At 67.5% G+C, this 20421-nt stretch carries 19 protein-coding genes; 10 read left to right on the top strand and 9 right to left on the bottom strand.

Features of this window, described 5'->3' with window-relative positions:
* Positions 1-39: 39 nt before the first annotated feature.
* Together Q9R39_RS12290 and Q9R39_RS12285 are read left to right on the top strand one after the other, a co-directional pair.
* Positions 40-522, top strand: coding sequence for an SRPBCC domain-containing protein (locus Q9R39_RS12290; protein ID WP_058250947.1), 483 nt, complete (start codon positions 40-42; stop codon positions 520-522).
* Entirely contained in the window at positions 515-832 is a 318-nt protein-coding gene (locus Q9R39_RS12285) for a metalloregulator ArsR/SmtB family transcription factor (RefSeq protein ID WP_068971647.1), read from the top strand. Before Q9R39_RS12290 ends, Q9R39_RS12285 begins: the two co-directional genes overlap by 8 nt.
* A gap of 194 nt (positions 833-1026) precedes the next feature.
* Here Q9R39_RS12285 and Q9R39_RS12280 read toward each other — a convergent pair whose 3' ends face one another.
* Positions 1027-3630, bottom strand: a complete 2604-nt coding sequence (locus Q9R39_RS12280; protein WP_311277561.1) for an alpha/beta fold hydrolase — start codon at positions 3628-3630, stop codon at positions 1027-1029.
* Between the two features lie 325 nt (positions 3631-3955).
* Between Q9R39_RS12280 and Q9R39_RS12275 the strand changes: the two genes are divergently transcribed.
* Positions 3956-4633, top strand: coding sequence for a nitroreductase (locus Q9R39_RS12275; protein ID WP_058251127.1), 678 nt, complete (start codon positions 3956-3958; stop codon positions 4631-4633).
* 24 nt (positions 4634-4657) lie between these two features.
* On the opposite strand, the gene Q9R39_RS12270 is transcribed toward Q9R39_RS12275, so the two are convergent.
* From Q9R39_RS12270 to Q9R39_RS12255, 4 genes are all read right to left on the bottom strand, one after another.
* Complete coding sequence (locus Q9R39_RS12270; RefSeq protein WP_058251128.1) at positions 4658-5437, bottom strand: MBL fold metallo-hydrolase; 780 nt, start codon at positions 5435-5437, stop codon at positions 4658-4660.
* A gap of 5 nt (positions 5438-5442) precedes the next feature.
* Positions 5443-7440 (bottom strand): galactan 5-O-arabinofuranosyltransferase, encoded by a 1998-nt coding sequence (locus Q9R39_RS12265; RefSeq protein WP_311277560.1) that lies wholly within the window; start codon positions 7438-7440, stop codon positions 5443-5445.
* Positions 7441-7453: 13 nt separating this feature from the next.
* A complete protein-coding gene (locus tag Q9R39_RS12260) occupies positions 7454-8215 on the bottom strand; it encodes a decaprenylphospho-beta-D-erythro-pentofuranosid-2-ulose 2-reductase (RefSeq protein ID WP_065631239.1) in 762 nt (253 codons plus the stop codon).
* Positions 8216-8280: 65 nt separating this feature from the next.
* Positions 8281-9705 carry an FAD-binding oxidoreductase gene (locus tag Q9R39_RS12255; protein ID WP_058250950.1) on the bottom strand — a complete coding sequence of 475 codons (1425 nt, stop codon included), beginning with the start codon at positions 9703-9705 and terminating at the stop codon, positions 8281-8283.
* A gap of 178 nt (positions 9706-9883) precedes the next feature.
* Here Q9R39_RS12255 and Q9R39_RS12250 point away from each other — a divergent pair, with 178 nt between their 5' ends.
* On the top strand, positions 9884-10792 hold the full coding sequence (locus Q9R39_RS12250) for a diiron oxygenase (RefSeq protein WP_311277559.1): 909 nt from the start codon (positions 9884-9886) through the stop codon (positions 10790-10792).
* Positions 10793-10819: 27 nt separating this feature from the next.
* Here Q9R39_RS12250 and Q9R39_RS12245 read toward each other — a convergent pair whose 3' ends face one another.
* Positions 10820-11446 (bottom strand): TetR/AcrR family transcriptional regulator, encoded by a 627-nt coding sequence (locus Q9R39_RS12245; RefSeq protein ID WP_311277558.1) that lies wholly within the window; start codon positions 11444-11446, stop codon positions 10820-10822.
* Positions 11447-11662: 216 nt separating this feature from the next.
* Here Q9R39_RS12245 and Q9R39_RS12240 point away from each other — a divergent pair, with 216 nt between their 5' ends.
* Both Q9R39_RS12240 and Q9R39_RS12235 read left to right on the top strand, forming a co-directional pair.
* Positions 11663-12166 carry an arginase family protein gene (locus Q9R39_RS12240; protein ID WP_311277557.1) on the top strand — a complete coding sequence of 168 codons (504 nt, stop codon included), beginning with the start codon at positions 11663-11665 and terminating at the stop codon, positions 12164-12166.
* Complete coding sequence (locus Q9R39_RS12235) at positions 12127-12540, top strand: hypothetical protein (protein WP_269553590.1); 414 nt, start codon at positions 12127-12129, stop codon at positions 12538-12540. The genes Q9R39_RS12240 and Q9R39_RS12235 overlap by 40 nt, the downstream gene beginning before the upstream one ends.
* Positions 12541-12616: 76 nt before the next feature.
* Here the strand turns inward: Q9R39_RS12235 and Q9R39_RS12230 are convergent, their stop codons facing one another.
* On the bottom strand, positions 12617-13177 hold the full coding sequence (locus tag Q9R39_RS12230; protein WP_311277556.1) for a peroxidase-related enzyme: 561 nt from the start codon (positions 13175-13177) through the stop codon (positions 12617-12619).
* Between the two features lie 263 nt (positions 13178-13440).
* On the opposite strand from Q9R39_RS12230, the gene Q9R39_RS12225 reads away from it, so the two are divergent.
* The 3 genes from Q9R39_RS12225 (at position 13441) to Q9R39_RS12215 (ending at position 17282) form a co-directional block, all read left to right on the top strand.
* Positions 13441-13908 (top strand): MmpS family transport accessory protein, encoded by a 468-nt coding sequence (locus tag Q9R39_RS12225; RefSeq protein ID WP_311277555.1) that lies wholly within the window; start codon positions 13441-13443, stop codon positions 13906-13908.
* Complete coding sequence (locus Q9R39_RS12220; protein ID WP_311277554.1) at positions 13909-16887, top strand: RND family transporter; 2979 nt, start codon at positions 13909-13911, stop codon at positions 16885-16887. It abuts the gene before it with no gap.
* 77 nt (positions 16888-16964) lie between these two features.
* Positions 16965-17282, top strand: a complete 318-nt coding sequence (locus tag Q9R39_RS12215; RefSeq protein ID WP_311277553.1) for a hypothetical protein — start codon at positions 16965-16967, stop codon at positions 17280-17282.
* Positions 17283-17309: 27 nt separating this feature from the next.
* Here Q9R39_RS12215 and Q9R39_RS12210 read toward each other — a convergent pair whose 3' ends face one another.
* Positions 17310-18902, bottom strand: a complete 1593-nt coding sequence (locus tag Q9R39_RS12210) for an NAD(P)/FAD-dependent oxidoreductase (RefSeq protein WP_311277552.1) — start codon at positions 18900-18902, stop codon at positions 17310-17312.
* A 61-nt stretch (positions 18903-18963) separates the two neighbouring features.
* Here Q9R39_RS12210 and Q9R39_RS12205 point away from each other — a divergent pair, with 61 nt between their 5' ends.
* Positions 18964-19794: an aldo/keto reductase gene (locus Q9R39_RS12205; protein ID WP_159369843.1), complete on the top strand. Its 831-nt coding sequence runs from the start codon at positions 18964-18966 to the stop codon at positions 19792-19794.
* A gap of 49 nt (positions 19795-19843) precedes the next feature.
* Here Q9R39_RS12205 and Q9R39_RS12200 read toward each other — a convergent pair whose 3' ends face one another.
* Positions 19844-20356 (bottom strand): GtrA family protein, encoded by a 513-nt coding sequence (locus tag Q9R39_RS12200; RefSeq protein WP_078111851.1) that lies wholly within the window; start codon positions 20354-20356, stop codon positions 19844-19846.
* Between the last annotated feature and the right edge of the window lie 65 nt (positions 20357-20421).

Here is a 20421-nt window from a genome sequence, read left to right as displayed (position 1 = left end):
TATGGAGTTGCAGCAATCAACTTAGGCGAGGGAGTATCGATGAGCGAGAACACAACCACACATGACGTGACCGATTCGGCGACAGGAGAATTCGACCGGATCGAGCGCGAGATCGCGATCGACGCACCCGCCGACCGGGTCTGGTCTCTGGTCAGCGAACCGGGATGGTTCATCAACGACAAGGCGATCACCGAGCACCGGATCGAACGCGACGGCGACCTGTCGACCATCCACGACCCGGTCCACGGCGCCTTCACCTTCCGCACCGTCGAACTCGACGAGCCGCGATACGCGGCGTTTCGATGGCTCGCCGATGCCGCTGATCCGCAATCGGATTCGACGCTCGTCGAGTTCTGGATCACGCCGGCGGACTCCGGCGTGCTCCTCAAGGTCGTGGAGTCCGGTTTCTCGTCGCTGCCGGGAACGGAAGCGGAGCGACGCGCACGGTTCGACGGCAACAACGAGGGATGGACCATCGAACTCGAGCTGGCCCGAACACATCTCGGCGGCGTGCATGCCTGACGTCGCTCCCGTCGAGGTCTTCGCCGCGCTGTCCGACGAGAGCCGATGGCAGATCCTCACGCGACTGGGTTCGGAACCCGCGTCCGCGTCCCATCTCGCGGCCGAACTCCCGATCAGCAGGCAGGCGATCGCGAAACACCTTCGGGTCCTCACCGAGGCAGGACTGGTGACGTCCTCACGTGTCGGCCGCGAGATCCGTTACGAAGCCGTAGGTGCACAGTTGTCGCGGGTTGCCCATCGGCTCGACACCATCGGCCGTGGTTGGGATCGCCGTCTGGCCGACATCAAACTCCGCGCCGAAGAGGGCTGAGCCGCACGACAACCCTCCATGATCCGAAAGAAGCGACACCCATTGCTCCCTGAGGTGCGAGGAGCGATAGCGACGAGCCTCGAAGGGTCCTGGTGAGACGACTCGAGAGACCCTTCGTGACGCTCGCAAGTTCGCTCCTCAGGGAGCAGAGGGGGCGTCGACTCGCTCCCTCAGCTCAGAGAGCGCAGGGCTCCTCAGGGAGCGGCTGTAGCGGAGGGAGCGGCGGAGCTGATCACCTCGTCGATCGCCCTGGCGGTGTCGGCGGCGTGGGGTGCGCGGATCATCGAGATGTGGTCGCCGGAGACGTCGTGAAAGGTCACGGCACCGGTCGACATCCGCCGCCACAGGCCCGGGTCATCGGTATTGGTGCGGGCGCGGATGACACCGACGGGACCGCTGTACTCCCGGGGCCGGTACCGGCGGATCATCCTGGTGCCCAACCGGAAGAACACGATCCACTGCACCGGCGTCGGGAGCTCGACCATCCCGGCAGTGGGGACGAGGACGGCCAGCGCGAGCTCCTTCACGATTCGCTGGGGGAGTGGTTCGCGGGCGGGCGTGGGGTCGTCCCCGGTGCGGTCGGGCAGGGCGGTGTCGCGGGCACCGCCGCGCAGCGCACGCAGGCGTCCGACGATCCCGACCTTCTCACCACGAACACGCTTGGCCAGTGCCGGGTCGAAGAGCGAGTCCAGCACGACGACCGGATCGCATGTCTCGCCGGCCTTGGTCAGCTGCGCCGCGACCTCCATCGCGACGAACCCGCCCAGAGAGTAACCGCCGACCTGGTACGGACCGTCGGGTTGCACCGATCGGATGTCGGCGATCGCGCGTCGTGCCGCGGCGCGCACGGAATGATCAGCGCGGCCGCGCTTTTCGACGCCACGCGACTGGATCGCGTAGACCGGCCGGTCGGTCTGCAGTGCTCGGACGACCGGGGTGAGGCTGGTCGCCAGGCTACCGGCGCCGGCCACCAGGAAGATCGGCCGGCCCGTGCCCTGTCGCAGCGGGATGAGGGTGGCCCCCGACGCATTCGCCGACCGCTCCTTCGCAGCCGACTCGATGCGCTGGGCGAACAGCGCGATGGTCGGCGCCTCGGCGAGCATCGCGGTGTTGACGTCCAGTTGGAGGTGATGCTGCACCTCGGCCAGCATCTTCGCGGCGGCCAGCGAGTCGCCGCCGAGTTCGACGAAATCCTCGTTCCGGCCGATGGATTCGAGGCCGAGGATCTGGCACCAGAACCGGTGCAGCGCCATCTCGGTCATCCCGCGGGGCGGTTCGTGATCCGGACGTGCGGGCGGAGGCGGCAGGGCCGCCCGGTCCACCTTGCCGCGCTCGTTGCGCGGAAGTTCGGCGAGCACGATGATGTCGCGCGGAATCATCCACGGGGTCAACGTCTTCCCGAGCTCCTGCCGGATCTCGGCCGGGGAGGGTGACCACTTCTCGGGGTCCACGGCGACGTGGGCGGTCAGCCGTGCTTCGTCGCGGTTGGCGGTGACGACCGCGTCGGTGGTCCAGACCAGCGCGCGGATGGCGGCTTCCACCTCGAGCGGTTCGACGAGGTACCCGCGGATCTTGATCGCGTCATCACTGCGGCCGAGGAGCGCGAGTTCGCCGGACTCGTCGAAGCGTCCGAGATCACCGGTGCGATAACGTGTCCGGCCGTCCTGCAACCCGATGAACCGCGTCGCCGTCAGCTCCGGATTCTGGTGGTAACCGGACGCTACATGGCCGGATTCGACGATGACCTCGCCCGTGCTGCCGACCGGCAGATCGTTGCCGTCCGCGTCGATGATCCGGACGTGCTTGTCCGACGCCGGCACGCCCACGGGGATGGCGCCGGGCTCGACGTCCCGCTCGGGCGGGAACAGGTTGAAGGCCAGGTTGCCGACCTCCGATGCGCCTGCCCAGCAACAGAAGACTCCGTCGGTCAGGATCGTGTCGCGGGCCAGCTGGATGTCGGCGCGGTGCGTCGGCTCACCGCAGGTGGACAGCAGTCGCAGGGATTCGACGGCGTCGTCGGCCGACAGCTCACCCAGCCAGGATCGCAGCAGCGACGGGGTGCAGTGCGCGGTGGTCGCCTCCTGTGCGACAAGCCAGTCCCGAAGCCCGGTCGTGGTGCGGCGGCGGACATCCCAGAGCAGCATGGTCGACCCGTTGAGCAAGCTCATCGCGAGCGCGTCGAGGCCGCCGCCAAAACTGAGGGGTAGCAGGACGACGGCGCGGTCGTCGGGTCGCATGCCGAGGAAGCGACGGCCGTCCCGGGCGTGATTGACCGGCATCTTCTGCGCCAGCACCACGCCTTTGGGGGTGCCGGTCGAGCCCGAGGTGAACAGCAGGACCGCCGGATCCTCAGGGCCGGGCTGGTCCGCGATACGCGTCTGACCTGGTTCTCGGGCATCGGCTGCGGTGTCCAGGACATGGGCACCGGACCGTTCCAGCACGACGTCGCGTCGGTCCGGCGGCAGGAACGGGTCGAGAAGGACGAGGGGGCGTCCCGAACACAGCGCCGCCAGCATCCCGATCACCGAGTCGATGTCGGATTCGATCTCCACCGCCACGGGTCGGCCCGGATCGGTGGTGGCGACGATCGTGCGCGCGAGGTCGTCGACCCGGGAGGCGGCGTCGGCGAACGTGATGGACTGCTCGGGGGTCTGGAGTGCGACGGCCTCACCACGTACCGCGGCGACGGCTCGCCATCGGGCCGCTGCGGTGTCGGCGGCGCCGACGCCCGGAAGGTCGGTGACTGCCGTGGCGCCGGTGGGAGTCACCCGGACTTCGGGAGGGTTATGGCTGTTCATGTCCTCAAACTTCCGCGGAGCGGGAAACGTCGACGGTCATGGACGGGCCAGGCGAACTCGAGCCCGGGCAACGGTGCCACGCCGCGCGGGACTCGGCCCCTCCTCCGGTCCCGACAGCTTGCCTGGCAAACCTACCCTTAGTCGCGCGAAGGAGCACGATCGGAGCGGGTGGGAGTAGGGAAGCGGCCTGGTCGGCCGGGCATGACACCGGAAACGGAGACATCCGGCCGGTCGGCGGTAACGTGTTCACCGGTCGTCGGACGGTGTGGTCCTGCATCGCCGTCCGCGACTACGGGTGTTCGAGGCGTGCGAGGAGAGATCGACGATGCAGTACGACGAAGTGGTTCTGGGACGTCGCAGTACCCGCGGGTTCACCTCCGACCCCGTGCCTCGCGAGCTCATCGAGGAGATCCTCACCCTCGCCATGCGAGCCCCGTCGTCGATGAACACACAACCGTGGAACTTCCACGTGATCACGGGTGAACCGTTGGATCGCATCCGCGCGGGCAACACCGAGCGCAACCTGGCCGGCGTTCCCCATTCCCGAGAGTTCCGGACGGGCGCGGAGAAGTTCACCGGGACGCACCGCGACCGTCAGGTCCAGGTGGCGAAGCAACTGTTCGGCGCGATGGGCATCGCCCGCGAGGACATGGAGATGCGGCAGGACTGGGTGCTGCGGGGGTTCCGCCAGTTCGACGCCCCGGTCTGCGTGATCGTGACCTACGACCGCATCCTCGACGGCAGCGACGACACCCCGTTCGATTGCGGCGCGGTCTCGAATGCGCTGGTCAACGCCGCCTGGTCGCGCGGTCTCGGCGCGGTCATCAACAGCCAGGGCATCATGCAGTCGCCCGTTGTTCGCGAGCATGCCTGGATCCCCGACGATCAGGTGATCATGAAGAGCATCGCGCTCGGCTGGCCGGATGAGACGTTCCCGGCCAATGCGGTGGTCTCCGAACGCAAGTCGGTAGCCGAGGCCGCGACGTTCGTCGGCTTCGAGTAGCGGTGGGACCGGTCCTGGCGGAGCTCAGCGCGACAGCGCCGCCCGCGCGGCCGCGGCAACACCGCCGCGATCGATCGGGCCGTGACCGGGAAGCAGAATGTCGGCATCGAGCTCGGTGAACCGTTCGACGCTGCGTCGCGCGGTGGGTTCGTCGTGCTGGAAGAGCGACGGGATGCACTGCGGCCCGGTGATCGACGAGATCTCGTGTCCGCTCACCAGTGCGTCGCCGGACACCAGGGCGCGGCCGTCGGCGACGAGGTAGGCGCTGTGGCCGTCGGTGTGGCCGGGGCTCGCCACGGGGACCGGTGCGCCCGGGAGGTCGAGCGGGCGGTGCCCACCGGTGGAGAACCCCGACGCCTGGGCGAGACCCGCACGACTGAGGACGCCGAGCGGAGTGGTCTTGGCCAGCCACGCCCACAGGCGGGGGTTCGCCACCTGCGGGGCGAGATCGAGCGCGTTCGCCTGCTGGAGGTGACGGCGCAGCGCGTGATCCACCTCGACCGGGTCCATGTAGACGTCGAACCCATACTTCGCTTGCAGCTTGACGAGACCACCCAGGTGGTCGACGTGAGCATGGGTGAGGAGCGCGCCACGTACGTCCTCGGGCTTGCGGCCGATCCGTTCGATGGACTCGACGACCTGGGCGGCCTGGCCCGGATAACCGCCGTCGATGAGCGTCAGCTCGCCGTCCTGCTCCAGCAGCACCCAGTTCACGACGTCGGTGGAGACGAAATGGGTTGTCGACGAATCGCCGTCGACCCGGGTGATCGTCATCGGTCGCGCGGTACGGAACGGGAGTCGCATCACCATCACTTCCGGACGACGAGCACGAACGGGCCGCGCTCGGTGACCTGGAAGCGCGGGTCGTCGAACACCGCCGGGTCGAAGGTGACCGTGTAGCGCTTCACGTTCGGATCGTTGGGATAGACGTCCTCGGCGAGGCGGAGCGTGTAACCGTCTGCGCTGTACCGGAACAGGAAGACATTCGGCGGGGTCCAGGGGGATCGGTCGAGCGCGTCGACGAGCTGGTCGGCGTTCTCGCTCTTCGCCCAACGCTCGATCGCGGCTGCGCGCTTGTCGAATTCGGCCAGCGGATTGGCGTAGTGGGAGGTGAGTCCCTGGAATCCCCAGTACGGGTAGATCGACAGGAACCCGAAGTCGGCGGTGAGGACCACATTCTCGGTGCGCGGCCGGCCGGTCTGTTCACCGATCAGCTTGTCCAGCTCCGCGAAGTACGACTCGGCGCCGGCCGGGCGGGCGTCGGCGCGTTCGCCGTATCCGTCGGTGTCGGTGTAGGCGGTGGTGATCTCGGTGGCGAGATGACCCGGGATGCTCTGTGCCATCGCGATTGCCGAGAGGACGGCGAGTGCACCGACGACCACACGAACGTCGCCGAAGCGCCGTACCGCCGCATGCGCGAGGTCGACGACACCGAAGACGCCCGCCGCGCTCAGTGTGGCCACCAGGATCGGCTCGAGACGGAACGAGAGCAGGGTCGTGCCCAGGGCGGTCATCAGCATCGACAGCAGGCAGAAAAGATAGACCGTCACCACCGTGACGCCCATGGCCAGTGCGACGGTGCGGGTGCGGAAGCGCAGCAGAATCCAGAGGAGGCCGATCATCGTGATCGCGCCGACGAGGTTCAGCCCGAACATCGGCAGCGGCAGCACCGAACCGCGTTCGGGCAGATAGTGTTCGGCGGTCCCACCGCTGGCAGGGGTGTTGGTCAGGCGTGCCCACAGGTAGGGCGCCCACACCAGCAGGGCGATCAGGCCGGAGAGGACCCCGACGACGACCAGACGACCGATCACCGCGAGCACGACACCGCGCCGGCGGCTTGTCACCGTGGCCGACGGCGTGGCCTTGTTCGACGCGCTCAGCCAGCCTTGGACGGCGAAGTAACCGGCCAGCAGGACAGCTGTGAGGGCGAACAGTCCGGTGTAGAGCGTGTAGGTCGCGGCCGAGATCCCCAGGAACACACCGGACGCCGCCACCGCGGGCCAACTCGTCGCGCCGAAGAGCGGACCCATGGGCCCGTCGACGGCTCGGGTTCGTCCGCGCAGCGCGTAGGTCAGCGTGATCAGCATGGGTACGCCGATCAGCACCAGAATGGCCGCATACGGCTCCGGCGAGGCGTACAGCAACGTGACGGTGGTGACCGCGAGGCCCAGCGCGACACCGCGATCCGCGCCGAACATGCGGATGAACAGGATGACGCCGACGGCCGCGGCCACCGCCATCGACACGATCGCCCAGGTCTTGTAGGCCTCCCAGCCGGGCTGGCCGAGCAGGTTCGCGAACCGGCCGCCCCACCAGAACCAGCCGGCCGGGTAGTAGGGCGGCAGATCGGTGTAGGTCATGTCCGCCAGGTGCGGGCTCGACGTCATGCGGGTGAGGTACTCGGTGCGGAACTCCTGGTCGACCGATAGTCCGAAGAGGTAGAGACGTGTCGCGCCCAGCGGCATTCCGATGGTCACCGTGACGAAGCCCGACATCGCGGCCGCCGACAGCACCGGCACCAGCAGTCGGCCCTTGCCGTAGCGATAGAGCAGTGCGGCGACCACCAGGATGGCGATCGCCAGCACCTGTCCGGCGGTCGTCAGCGACCGGGTCACGTTGGAGGAGTTGAACGCCGGCCACTCGACGGTTCCGATGGCCGTCAGTCCCGCCATCGACACCAACCCGCCGACCACCACGGCGATCAGCAGCGACAGGACCGCGCGCCCGTGGTCCTTGCTGAGCTCGGGCTCCTTCCGGTTCTCGATGTCGGTGGCGGCGGAGCGATCGGTGGTGGCGGGATGCGTCATCGGTCGGCTGGGATCAGATCGGCAGCTTGCGGAAGATCGGACGCGGGATGTGGCGGAGCACCATCATGATGTAGCGGAACGGCCCGGGCACCCAGACGATCTCCTTGCCCTTGGTGGCCGCGGCCACCGCGAGGCGACCCACGTCCTCCTTGTCGACCGTGAGCGGCGCTTCCTTGACATGCGCCGACAACCGGGTGCGGACCTGGCCGGGGCGGATGACGAGGACGCGAGCACCGAAGGGGCGCAGCGCCTCTCCGAGCCCGAGGTAGAAGCCGTCGAGTCCGGCCTTGGTGGAGCCGTACACGAAGTTGCTGCGGCGCACGCGCTCGCCGGCGACCGAGCTCATCGCGATGATCTGTCCGTGCCCCTGCGCCTTGAACTTCTCGCCCAGCAGCACGCCGACGGAAACCGCTGCGGTGTAGTTGATCTCGGCTTCGGCGACCGCGAGACCGTGGTCCTGCCAGGCCTGCTCGTCGTCACCCTGGATACCGAAGGCGACGATCGCGACGTCGACGTCACCGTCGGCGAACGCCTTGTCGATGACCGCCCGGTGCGTGTCGGTGGCGCGGGCGTCGAAGTCGATCTGCGTGACCTCGGTGGCGCCGGCGTTCTTGGCCTTCTCCACCGCCGCGTCGGCGGTGGGATCACCCGGCAGGGTGGCGAGGATGACCCGCGCGGGGCCCTTGCTGAGGTACTCCGCGGTGATGGCGAGCCCGATCTCGGAGCTGCCGCCCAGGACCAGGATGGACTGTGGGACGCCCACGGCGTTGATCATTGTGTACTCGCTTTCGGTGACGTACAGGTCGGGTGCGCGTGCGGCGCGTCGAAAAGGGCAGTCGGTCAGGCGAGTTCGAGTCGCCGACCCATGTCCGACATGAACACCCGGTTGGGGTCGATGCGACGACGCGTCGCGATCCAGTCGCCGATCTCCGGGTACATGGCGTGGAAGTTCTCGGCCGAGGTGCGCGAGTCCTTGGCGGTGTAGAGGCGGCCGCCCATCGCCATGACGCGGCGGTCGAGCTCGTTGAGGAACTCGGCGAGGCCGGCCTTGACCGGGAAGTCGAGGCAGACGTTCCACCCCTTGAACGGGAAGCTCAGGGGCGCGCGGTTGCCCTCGCCGAAGAGCTTGATGACGTTGAGGAAGCTGACATGGCCAGACGCCTGGATGTCCTCGATGAGCGCGGTGAACTCGCCCTCGTTGCCGGTCGGCACGATGAACTGGTACTGGCAGAAACCGCCGCCGCGTCCGTAGGCGTTGTTCCAGTCACCGAACACGTCGAGCATGTGGTAGAACTGCGCGAGATTCTTGACCTTGCCCTCACTGGGCGGTCCGATCCGGTAGTACGCCTCGCCGACCGCCGAGAAGCTGAGCTTGTTGGCGAGCCCGCGCGGGAAGATGTCCGGGAACCGGACGAGTGGCTTGTTGTTGAACGACAGCGGGTTGTCGCGGTATTTCTCCGGCAGTTCGTCGACGCGGGCGAGATTCCCCCGGGAAAACGTGCCGCGACCGAGCTTCGGCGGCGCGCTGATGGTGTCGAACCAGCCCGAGGCGTACTCGTATCCGTCCTCGAATCCGTCCTGGAGATGCAGGTCGAGGGTCTCCTGGAGCGAGCCGGTGCGCGCGGTGTCGGCGATGAAGTAGGCGCTTTCGGTGCGCTTCATCTGGATCTTGGCGCGCAACACGATGCCCGTCAGGCCGATGCCGCCGATGGTCGCCCAGAAGAGTTCGCCGTTCGGGTCGTCGGCCGAGCCGCCCGGCGTGAGGGTGAGGATGCGGCCGTCGGCGACGAGCAGCTGCATCTCGACGACGTGGTTGCCGAAGCTGCCCTGGCTGTGGTGGTTCTTCCCGTGGATGTCGTGCGCGATCGCGCCGCCCACCGTCACCTGGCGGGTACCCGGGAGCACCGGGACCCACAAGCCGTGGGGGAGCGCCGCCTGCATGAGCGTGTCCAGGGAGACGCCGGCGTCGACGTCGACCGTGGCCGACTCGTCGTCGATCGCGTAGATCCTGGTCAGTGGGGTCATGTCGATCGTGAGGCCGCCACTGTTCTGGCCCGACTCGTTGTACGAGCGGCCCAGTCCGCGGGCGATGACGCCGCGCTTGAGGTAGTCCGGCTTGTCCGCGTTGTCGTCGGCCACGCGGGCGACCGCCTCGGCGATGACCTCGGGGTACGGCGTGGACAGGACGTGACCCTCGATCGGGGTGGTGCGAGACCAGCCCACCAGCTTGCGGGTCGTGATCGGCAGCAACTCTTCAGTAGACATCGCTAGAGAGGTTACCTGGGCGGGGTTCGCAGACCGACCGTCATACCGGGGACGCGGAGTCGTGCCCATGACCTGCAAGCGCTCGTCGATGCCATCGAAAAACGCACCATTGACTGATGGCACGATCCGTGGTGGCATGCATCACAGACGTACTACCGCGCACGACGAGGAGCCCGGCATGGAAGCGCTCAGAGATGTGACCCGTTCCGACGACGGAATCGACGAGGTGTCGCAGCGCTTGCTGGCATCTGCCGCGCGGTTGTCGCGCAATGCGCTGACCGAGATCGACTGGGATGCGCCGCTCGAGAAAGGCAAGTACGGCTGCAGCCCGGAGTGGTCGACTCTGTATGGAACGGCCTATTGGGATGAGATGACCGAGCAGCAGCGCATCGCCCTCACCCGGCACGAGACGGCGTCGATCATGAGCATCGGCATCTGGTTCGAGATGATGCTGCAGGAGATGGTGATCCGCGATCAGTACCTCGGGGACTACCACCGCCCGGAGTTCCAGTTCGCCCTGACCGAGGTCGCTGACGAGTGCCGGCACTCGCTGATGTTCGCCAAGACGTCGTACAAGCTGACCGGGACCAGCTACACGCCGCACCCGCGCCTGGGTCGCTTCGGCAAGTTGTTCATGCGCGTCGCGGGCAGCGAAGTCGCCTACGCCGGAATCCTTGCCGCCGAGGAAGTCCTGGACGTGCTGCAGCGGGGCTGCATGCGTGACGATCGGGTGCTGCCGCTCGTGCGCACCGTCAACGAGATCCACGTCCTCGAGGAATCTCGCCACATGCGTTTCGCGCGAGAGGAGGTGCGCCAGTCCATGGCGGACGCCAGTTGGATTCGGCGACAGCTCAGTTCGATGATCACCGCGATGGCCGTGTCCTACATCCTCGTCAGCCTCGTCCGACCGAAGGCCTACGCCGACGCCGGTCTGGACCACCGTCGGGCGGTCGGAGAGATGCGCCGCAACCACCATTTCCAGTCGATGGTCCGCTCGGGTTGCGCACACCTGATGGGCTTCCTCGACGAGGTGGGTCTGCTCACCCGGCCCGCGGCACGGATCTACCGCAAGGTGCACATGCTCTGACCGGACGCCGCCGAACGTCCCCGGCGATCACGAATCCTGGTGCGGCGGAGTGATGATCGCGGCGTTGACCAACGAGAGCAGGTCTTCGATGCCGGTGCCGTCGGGCAATTGGTCGGCGAAGTCGGTCTCCAGTGCGGCCAGGCCGTGCGCCATGGCGAAGGTTGCGACGGCGATGAGGTTGCCGGGCACGCCGCCGCCCCAACCGTGGTCGGCGGCGTCGGAGACGGTTCGCGTGTGCAACTCCCATCCGCGCGCTCGTGCCGCGACCAGGTCGGGCGCCTTGTTGTCGACGAGTCGTGAGCCCATCATCAGCGTGACCGTCGCGCGATTGTCGCGTGCGAACCGGACGTAGACCTGCCCCAGCGTGGCGACGGCCTCGCCGAGCGGGGCATCGTCCGGCAGTTGCTCGAGCGCGCGCACGTGTTCGGTGTGGAGGTTGTCGAAACCGCGGACCGCGACCGCGGTGAACAGCGCCCGGCGATCGGCGAAATGGTGGGCCACCGACTGATGCGTGATACCCACCCGGCGGGCGATCGCACGCAGGCTCGCGTTCTCGGGTCCGGCCTCGTCGAGTTCGGCGACAGCCGCGACGAGCAGCGCTTCACGGACCTCGGGCGCGGTCCGGCGTCGGATCGGGCAAGCCGGCTTCTGCATGCCCGCGATTATGGCTCACCGCGTTCGTGACGTGGCACGACCTCGCCCTCATGTGCGAGCCGGGCGGCGGGTCGGCCAGGACGTCGGCTTCGGATCTTCACGGTTGTGTTCCGATCTGGGCGTCCGACGGGCGATTCATTCTGCGACGATGGGTGCCATGGAGCCAGCCCACGCCAGTCCGGTCGACGGCACTCGATGAGAACGACCGTGCTGGGTGTGCCCAGTAGTGCCGGCGCCTACTGCGTGGGTGTAGAACGAGCGCCCGGCGCGTTGCGAGCTGCCGGCCTTGTCGAACAGCTGCGGGCGTCGGGCACGGACGTCGTCGATGCCGGCGATCTGACGACGCGGCTGTGGTTTCCCGACCGTGAGCGACCGTTCGCGCAGAACCTCGGCGAAGAGGCGGATGCACTCGTCGAGCTTTCCACCGCTGCGGCGAGCCTGCTCGCAGCGGAGCAATGTCTGCTCGTGCTCGGCGGAAGCTGCACAGTCGCCGTCGGACTCTGTGACGCGATGGCACGTGCCGGAGAACGGCCCAGGCTCGTCTACATCGACCGGCATCTGGATCTCAACACCCCCCGCTCGACGACGGAGGGCTCACTGAGCTGGATGGGGATGGCACACGCGCTGGGTCTCGAGGGGGCCGCGCCGGAGTTGGTCGATCTGATGTACCGCACACCGTTGTGCAGCCGTCGGAGCTGGTCTACCTCGGCGTTGATCTGAGTCGAGAAACAACTGATTGGGAACGCGGACAGGCTGCAGAACACAGAATCGCGGTCGTCGATCAGACCGCGCTCTGCGACGACCCCCGAGGTGCGGCCGCCGACGCCCGCCGGATTCTGGCGTCCGGACCGTTCCTGGTGCATCTCGATGTCGACGTACTCGACTTTCTGGACGCGCCGATCGCCGAGAACGTGAACGGCCGAAACAGCGGGCCGACCATCGCGATCCTCGGACAGGCACTCGGCGCGCTGCTACAAGATCCCGACTGCTGGGGGTTGTCGATCGGGCAGCTCGACCCGGCGCATGCGTCGGCAGATCGAACCGCGATACCCAGGCTCGTGTCGGTGCTCGTCTCGGCACTGAGCTCCACCTAGCCCCGTGTGGTGACACCCGCTCACTCGCGTCTGTACCGGCTCGATCCGCGGTGAGCTGATCCGGCCGTGTCCCGAGTCACCGACCCATGGAATAGAACTCGTGATTGGGTGCCACCGCCGTCAGGTGTGCGAGTCGGTTCGACGCGGCGAAGAACGCAGTGATCGCCCCGACGTCCCAGATCTCGTCATCGGTGAGCCCCGCTTGCCGGGCGCGAGCCATGTCGCTGTCCGCGAACAGTTCTGGGGTCCTGGTCAGGGCGAGAGTGAGCTCGACGATCGCGCGCTGACGCTCATCCAGGACCGCTCCGGCAGGGTTGGTTGCCACGTGATCGGAGAGGTGTGCATCCTTGGATCGCACGCGCAGGATGGCGCCGTGGGCGACGACGCAGTAGACGCATCTGTTCGCTCCAGACGAGGCGACCACGACCAGTTCACGTTCGGCCTTCGACAGCGGGCCCGGTTCCTCCATCAACACGTCGTGATAATCGAGGAACGCTCGCAGCTCGTTCGGGCGATGCCCCAGGGCGCGAAAGATGTTGGGGACGAAACCGGACTTCTCCGCGACGGGGTCGATCCGTTCACGAAGGTCATCCGGCAGGTCGGCGAGTTCGGTCAAGGGGAATCGGCTCGTGGTCATGGCAAGGCCTTCCGTCACAGGGGCGCACCCTGCTCGCTTCGCGAGGAGCCCATGGTCGCGCCTCGCGACGTGACTCACCACCCCCGGAAGAAGGGGTCACGGCCACCACGCATGGAGTTCATGGCGGAGGTCCGCGTCGGATGGCTTCGAAGCAAGACGCGGGCGTTCGGTGGACCTTGCCAACGTGCAATGTCACATATAGAGTCCCTGCCACTGGCAGGCTGAACGCTGCTCGGCAGGCATGAGGCCAGGTCGAGACGCGGATGTCTGATGTCGATGGGGGTCCGATGAAGAAGTCCGTTGCGTATGCAGGCTCGTGGTGGATCGTGTGGGTGGTCATCGCGGTGATGTCCGTGTCGGCGTTCTACGTCGGCAAGCTGCGCCTGAGTGAGATCCCCGACCGGGCGATCGGCCACTCGCCGGCGGCGCCTGAGGCGGGCGTCGTGCGCGACAAATCGATCGAGTACGTCGTGACCGGCCCGGCGGGCTCGTCAGCGCGGGTGTCCTACATCGAGCCCGGGGGACGGGTCGTCGACGACAAGGTCTCCGTTCCGTGGCGGATGGTGCTCCGTACGCGCGAACTGACGACTTCAGTCGGTGTGCTCACTCAATCGTCAGGTCGCGGCGCGGTGTCATGCGCGGTGCGGGTCAACGGGTTCGAGCGAGTAAGGCAGACCGGCTCGGGCGCCGACGGCAGCACGGCCGCCAACTGTCTGGTCCCGGTGGCGTAGATGAGCACCGACGAAGGGGAGCGGCAGATGACCACCAGACGCGAGCGGTTCGCTCGACTCCTACAGGGACTCTCTGCCGAGATCCGGCGGCCCGTACGCCGCGAGGTGCTGCGCGACAGGGCATCGTCGAGACCGCGGTTCGCACGCTTTCTGTACGCCTGTTCGCTGCCGGTCATAGTCATCTGGTTGCTCATCGCCGGCAGTCTCAACATCGTTGTGCCCCAGCTGGAATCGACGGTCACCGAACATGCGCAGTCTTTCCTGCCCGACGAGGCGTCGTCGGTGCAGGCGCTGGTCAAGATGGGCGAGTACTTCGGCGGCGGGGGCAGCAACAACTTCGTCTACGTACTCATGGAGGGTGACGAACCGCTGGGGCCCGACGCCCGCACCTACTACAACGACCTGCTGGCTGCGCTGACCGCGGACACCGAACACGTCAATTCCGCGATGGACCTGTGGTCGAATCCCGATCTCGCTCCGGCTGCACAGAGTTCCGACGGTCACGTTGCCTACGTCCTGGTGAATCTCGCCGGGAACATGGGCACCGCGCTGGCCATGGAGTCGACCCAGTCCGCGCGGGACACGGTCGCCGCGTCGACACCGCCACCCGGTATCGCCGTGCACGTCACCGGGCCGTCGGCGGTCGTCAACGACGAGATGGTCGCGATCAACGACTCCATCATCCTGCTGGTGTCGGTGTGCGCGTTGCTGGTCGGTGCCGTGCTGCTGCTGGTCTACCGGTCCGTCGTCACCGCGATGGTGCCACTGCTCGGGGTGGGGCTGGCGTTGGCCGTGGCCCGCGCAACGATCTCCTTCCTGGCCGGGAACGAGGTCATCAAGGTCTCGATCTTCGCCGCGGCGCTGTCTGCGGTGATCGTCCTGGGCGCGGGCACCAACTACGGGATCTTCCTGGTGGGCCGATATCAGGAGGCGCGCCGAAAGGGTCGCGACCGAGAAGACGCCTACTACGACGCGCTGGCCGGCGTCCAGCACATCGTCATCGCCTCGGCGCTGACCGTCGCGGGTGCGATGGCCTGCCTGGCCGCAACCCGGCTCGCGATGTTCAGCACGTCGGGATTGCCCTGCACCATAGCCATTCTCATCACCCTCGCGGCTGCACTCACCCTCGGCCCCGCGGTCCTGGCCCTCGCCACCAGGCTCGAGTTCGTGGAGCCGCGCGAGTCGGCGTCGCCACGACGCTGGCGCCGGATCGGGACCACGGTCGCCCGCTGGCCGGGCCCGGTACTCGCTGCCGCACTCGCGGTGCTCGCGGTCATGATCATCCCGCTCGCCATGTACGCGCCGAGCTACAACGAACGTCGCGCCCAACCGGGGGACTCACCGGCGAACGTGGGATTCGCTGCGGCAGACAGGCACCTGCCGCCCAACATCATGGCGCCGAGCGTGCTCATCGTCGAGTCCGACCATGACATGCGCAATGCGGCGGATCTGGTCGCTCTCGCGCAGATGACCGACGCCGTCGCCTCGATCGACGGTGTGAACGCGGTCCAAGGGATCACCCGCCCCCTCGGGCAGACGCTCGACCAAGGAACTCTCACGTCGCAGGCCGGGTACATCGGTAACCGATTCGGTCAGATGACATCGCTTCTGCGCGACCGCATCTCCGATCTCGACGCAATCGGTGCAACGGTCGATCGCCTGGACACCGCCATCGACGGCCTCGACACCGCGCTGCGGCAAGGGGCGGCCGGCGCGGGATCCTTGTCCGATGCCACTGCGCAATTGCAACGAACGAGCGAGTCGACACTCACCAAGGTCGACGAACTGTCGGCGGGGATCGCGCCGGTGCGTGGACTCGTCGAATCGGTCCCGCAGTGCCGGGGTGTCGACGCGTGCCGTACCGCGCTCACCGGACTGTCGGTGCTCGACGACGTTCCCACACTGCGTGATTCCGTGCGGGAACTGGCGAGCGGCACTCGTTCCCTGGGCGATGCGCTGCCCACCGCCGCCGCGCAGATCCCGACGCTGCGCGCCACGGTCACCGACATTCGCGAGCTGATCGGGCCGTTGCGCACGACGCTGGGTGCGCTGCTCCCGCAGGTCGGCGAGATCACCGACTTCCTCGACGAGGTCAGCGGGGCGTACTCGGCGGGCAGTCCCGGGGCCGGCGGGTTCTTCCTGCCCAGCCAGGCGCTGGAGAGTCCGCTCTTCCAGAGCGGCATCCCGTACTACTTCTCCGACGACGGCAAGGCGACGCGGATGATCGTCACCCCGCAGCGCGAGGGTTTCAGCCGCGACGCGATGGACGTGAGCGCGGAGGTGATCCCGACTTCACTCGCGGCGATCAAGAACACCTCGCTCGCGGGATCGACCGTCAGCATCGGCGGGCCGGGCGGCACGCTCCTCAACATCGAGTCGTTCGCGCACGAGGATTTCATCGCGATCGTCGTCGCCGCCTTCGCCTTCGTGTTCTGCGTCGTCCTGTTCCTGCTGCGCAGTCTGGTCGCGGCACTCGCCGTGATCGGGACCGTCGGGCTTTCCTACCTGTCCGCGATGGGGGTATCGGTGTTCCTGTGGCAGGGTCTCATCGGCAATCCGCTCCACTGGTCGGTCGCGCCCATCGCGTTCACCTTTCTGGTCGCCGTGGGTGCCGACTACAACATGTTGCTGGTCAGCCGTTTTCGTGAGGAGTACGGCGCGGGCGGTGGAACCGGTCTGATCCGCGCGATGGTCGGCACGGGCAGCGTGGTCACCCAGGCCGGACTCACCTTCGGGATCACGATGCTGGCCATGCTCGCCAGCTACGCACACAACGTCGCACAGATCGGCACGACCGTGGCGATCGGACTGCTGATCGACACCCTTCTCGTCCGCACGCTGGTGATGCCGGCTATCGCGCGACTGTCCGGTCGCTGGTTCTGGTGGCCGACGCCGTTCGTGTCGCTACCTGCGCGAGTGGCGGATCGGGCTACGGCGACCATCGCCGACGACCGCCCCCTCGCCGAGGTGCGCGCGTAGGGCCCCGTCGACGGGTTTGACGTCAGGCTCCGACGGGCACGCGGATATCTCACGACCCGACGACAGGAGCGCGGCAGATGAGTCACAAGCCACCCAAGGACGTCCAGGAGGCTGCCCAGCGCGCGGTGCGATGGATCGACGACGGCAAGGCGGGTAAGGGGTTCACCGACACCGGCCGCCACCGGGCCCACCAGTTGGCCGACGGCAAGGACGTCGACGACGACCAGATCAAGAATATGCGCAACTACTTCTCTCGCCACGAGGTGGACAAGAACGCGACCGGGTTCAACAACGGCGAGGACGGCTTCCCGTCAGCGGGACGCGTGGCCTGGGATGCGTGGGGCGGCGACCCGGGACGCCGGTGGGCGAATGCGCAGAAGATCGAGGGTGACTGACCGGGCGTGGAGGTCCGGCCGTGATGTCTAACGAGGCGACTCGAGCGCATCCGCACCCAGCACTGCCGCAGCGGCGTTACGGCCCGGGATACCGCTGACCCCGCCGCCGCGACGAGCGCCCGCGCCGCACAACAGAAGTCGCGGATGCGGGGTCTCCACGCCCCACTGGCCGACTTCCGACACGGTCTCGGCCCACGGCCATTGCAACGGCCGGTGGAAGATGTGCCCGCCGGGCAGTCCGACGGCGTCCTCGAGGTCCTGCGGGGTCTTCGCCTCGATGCACGGCCGGCCGTTGGCATCGTGCGCGATCACCGCCTGGATCGGTTCCCCCAACACCGAATTCAACGAGGCGAAGGTCGCGCCGACGGCGTGTTCGACGGCGCCGGGTTCGTCGAACACGTCTGCTGGCATGTGCAGCCCGAAGAGCGTCAGCGTGTGTTTGCCCGCGAGCTCCGGGCCCAGGATCGACGGGTCGGTGAGCGTGTGGCAGTAGATCTCGCACGGCGGGACCTCCGGCACCTCACCACGATTCGCTTGCCGCCACGCGTCGTGCAGCTGGGTGGCGGTCTGGTTGATGTGGAAGGTCCCGGCGAATGCCGACGCCGGCGGGGTCGACCCGTCGCGGAGTCGCGGCAACCGGTCGAGCAGCAGGTTGATCTTGAGTTGCGACCCGCGGGCGTCCGGCTCGCAGGGGATCGGCGTCCCGCCGAGGAACGTGTTGAACACCTGCGGCGCGCACGCGGCATAGAGCATCGAACCGCGGAAGGTGCCGCTCGTCGTCTCGACGGTCCCGTCGCCGGGATCGACGCCGGTGATCTCGACGCCCGTTCTGATCTCGGCTCCCGCCGAGGTCGCCGCCTGGTAGAGCGCACCCGACACCGCGCCCATCCCGCCGACCGGGACGTCCCAGTCGCCGGTTCCGCCGCCGATCACGTGGTACAGGAAGCAGATGTTCTGGCGCAGGGACGGATCGTCGAGGTCGGCGAAGGTGCCGATGAGTCCGTCGGTGGCGGCGATCCCGCGGATCAGGTCGTCGTCGAAGTACTGACGGAGCAGCGTGCCCAGCGGCAGCGTGGTGAGCGCCTCCCACAGTTCGGCGGTCGACGTGTCGGTGGTGGACTTGTCTGGGCCGACGACGAGGTCGTGCATGTCGGCGGCGGTCCGCAACGGCTGGGTCATGGTCGGGAAGACGCGGTCGGCGACCACGCCGAGCCGACGGTAGAACGACTGCCACGCGGTGAAGCCGAGGTCGGAGCCGGTCACCCGCCGGAACGACGCGGCCGTCGCATCGTCGTCGAGGTTGTCGACGAGGATGCCGCGCGCCGGATCCGACGGCAGGGGCGTGTACGACGAATAGCGGCGTCGGATGAGTGTGACGTCGAGGTCGAGGTCGGTGATGATCTGGCTCGGCATCAACGAGACCAGGTACGAGTACCGCGACAGGCGCGCGGAGAGACCGGCGAACGGCGTCGCCGACACCGTGGCGCCGCCGACGTGGTCGGCCTTCTCGAGGACGAGCACACGCCGGCCGGCACGAGCGAGGTAGGCGGCAGCCGTGAGGCCGTTGTGTCCCGCGCCCACCACGATGTCGTCGTACGACGCGTCGTCTCCGGTGCTCATCGGTCAAGCGTTCCAGATCGACCGGCGGCGCAGGATGCGGTTGTCGACATATCCTGATGCGGTGGACATCCCCTCGGTCGAGCTCAGCAACGGCACCTCGATCCCCCTGGTGGGGCTCGGCACCTACAACATGCTCGGCCGGCCGGCTGTCAGCGCCGTCAGCTCGGCGATCAAGTCCGGTTACCGCCTCCTCGACACCGCGCCCCGGTACAGCAACGAGCTGAGTGTCGGGATGGGCCTGCACGGGACCGGCGTCCCGCGCGAGGAGATCGTCGTGCAGACCAAGCTGAGCGGCGGTGACCAGGGTTTCGACGAGGCGATCAACGCCGCCAAGGAGAGCGCTCGCCGGCTCGGTGTCGCGCATATCGACGTGTACCTCATCCACTGGCCGTGCCCGAGCCTGGGCCGCACCGTCGATTCCTGGAAAGCGCTGCTCACGCTCGCCGACGAGGGTTACGTCCGCACACCCGGCGTCTCGAACTTCAAACAGCACCACCTGCAGATGCTCTTCGACGAGACTGGACGCTGGCCGGTTCTGAATCAGATCCAGTGCTCACCGTCGCTGCCGCGAACCGAGTTGCGGGAGTTCATGTCCGACAAGGGCATTCATGCTCAGGCGTGGCATCCGACCGGCCGCAAGGAAGGCCTGCTCGCCGACCCGGTCATCCTCCGGATCGCGCGTAAATACGGCAAGTCGCCGACGCAGATCGCATTGCGTTGGTCGGTGCAGAACGGCATCAGCGTCGTCCCGAAGTCGTCGCACACCGGCCGTCAGGTGGAGAACGCCGACCTGTTCGACTTCGCTCTCGACCCCGCCGACCTGGCCGAACTCGCCACCCTCGACCGCGGTGAGCGCGCCGCCCGTGACTCCGACGTCGACGAGGAGTTCTGACCCTGCCCGTCGACTGGGCGTCCGCTTTCGTTGACCGTGCGTTCTCGGGTCAGCGGATCTTGAAGATGACCATCCGCTGGACGACGAAGTTGATGACCGTAGCGGTGCCTTGTGCGACGACGTACGCCGCAAAGCTGTACAGCAGCGTTTCCTGCCAGGCATGCGACAGAAGCGTGTAGATACCGACGTTGACGAAGTAGGTCACCACGTAGAGCGCGACGACCGACACGAACCGCGCCATGCTCGGTTCGGCTCGGAATGTCCATCGACGGTTCAGCAGGTACGCGACGGTGGTGCCAAGGATGAACCCGGCGGATTTCGCGGGCCAGAACGGGACGTCCAGACCGTATTGCAGGAGGATCGTCAGCCCGAAGTCCAGCAGCCCGGAGAACCCGCCGGTGATGACGAAGCGCACCAGCTGGGTCTTCAGACCGACGTTCGTCGACGCCTCTTCGTCGTCGAGGGGCAGCTCGATCGGCATCGGCGCATGGCGTGTGGCGAAGTCCTCGTGGCTCGGTTCGTCGTCATCGCGGACGTGGTCACCAGGGTCGGGTCGAGACACGCTGACACCCTAGCCGACGACGCCCTGGCAACCGTGCCGACGGGCGTGGCGGGGTTGCAACGCAC

The sequence above is a fragment of the Gordonia sp. AC31 genome (assembly GCF_031844505.1).
Classification (GTDB): domain Bacteria; phylum Actinomycetota; class Actinomycetes; order Mycobacteriales; family Mycobacteriaceae; genus Gordonia; species Gordonia hongkongensis.
The sequence above is the reverse complement of the archived record's forward strand: the minus strand, read 5'-3'. Positions and strand labels throughout refer to the sequence as shown.